This window comes from Actinoplanes sp. NPDC026623, assembly GCF_040638275.1.
Lineage (GTDB): Bacteria > Actinomycetota > Actinomycetes > Mycobacteriales > Micromonosporaceae > Actinoplanes.
In genome coordinates, this window is the sequence record NZ_JBEZXZ010000457.1 from 1 (window position 1) to 1,185 (window position 1,185).

The 1,185-nt window shown below is 78.7% G+C and carries 2 protein-coding genes; both read right to left on the reverse strand.

The genetic code is table 11. The features are described from left to right. Window positions 1–111: 111 nt before the first annotated feature. On the reverse strand, window positions 112–657 hold the full coding sequence (locus AB0F10_RS45785) for a LuxR family transcriptional regulator (RefSeq protein WP_360640934.1): 546 nt from the start codon (window positions 655–657) through the stop codon (window positions 112–114). Next, window positions 654–1,185, reverse strand: a 532-nt coding sequence (locus AB0F10_RS45790) for a LuxR C-terminal-related transcriptional regulator (RefSeq protein WP_360640936.1), incomplete at its 5' end; no start/stop codon positions are given. The genes AB0F10_RS45785 and AB0F10_RS45790, both read right to left, overlap by 4 nt.

Sequence of the window (1,185 nt, forward strand, 5' to 3'; positions counted from 1 at the left end):
ACGCCGCCGGCACCACCGGCGTGAAGCGCAGCGGTGCCGGCGGCCGCGCCACCGGGTCGCGCAGCAGCTGGGCCAGGCGCTCGCGGGCGGTGCGCACCTGGCCGCCGAAAATCAGCCCGGGGTGCGGCGCTGGCGCAGGTAGGCCAGGACCGCCTCGCGGGTGGTGCGGACGCCGAACAGGGCGCGGGCCTCGGCGATGCGGCGGTTGGCGGTGCGCAGCGACAGGAACTCCGCCGCCGCGGCCGCGGCGATCGTGTCGCCGGCGGCCAGCCGGTCCAGCAGGGCCCGCTGCTCCGGCACCAGGTCGGCGACCGTGTCTCCCGGTTCGGCCGGCGCCTGCGGGCCGCCCGGTCCGAGCTGGACGATGCCGAGGCGGCTCAGGTCGTCGATCAGTGCCCGGCCCACCGGCGTCTCGGAGTCACAGACCGCCACGATGCCCGCGCCGCGGGCGGCCGCCAGCACGGCCAGTTGCAGGTTTTCCCGGTCGGTGATGCGCCCGTGCAGCACCAGCCGCGCCGCGGTGACGTCCCAGGACTGGTCGGGCAGGGCGAAGCCCTCCCGGACGGTCCAGCCATCGCGGGTCAGGCGGCGCACCACGGTCTCGGCGTCGGCGCCGGAGGAGACGACGTGGCGGGGGGCGTCGGGCTGTCGGGTCAACGTCCATCCTCGCGGTCGGAGTGGGTCGCGGACGCTTCGATCTGGGTGAGGGCGAGGGCCGCCGCCTCCGTGCGGGTGCGGGCGCCGAGCTTGCGCATGCCGGCCCGGATGTGGGTGTCGACGGTCTCGGCCGAGATGCCGAGCTGGCCGGCGATGCGGCGGGTCGGCTCGCCCGCCGCGACCAGCCGCAGCACCTCGGTCTCGCGGCGGGTCAGCCGGCTGCCCGAGCGCGGGCTGCGGGTGTCGCGGTGCACGTGGTGGCGGCGCAGGCCGCGCCGGGCCCGGCCGGCGAGCACGACCAGCCCGGCGGTGTCCGCGAGGTGTTCGGCGCGCAGCAGGGCCGCGACCGCCCGCTGCGGGTCGGTGTCGTGCAGGCCGGCGGCGAGCAGGCAGCGGATCTGCTCGCGCAGGGCGACGCCCGCCCAGGCGTCCGCGGCCGCGGCGAACCCGGTGCCGGTCGCCCACGCGGTGAGGGTCCGCCGGGCCGCGGCCGGCAGCCCGGCCGGGATCTCGGGCGCGGGCGCCTCC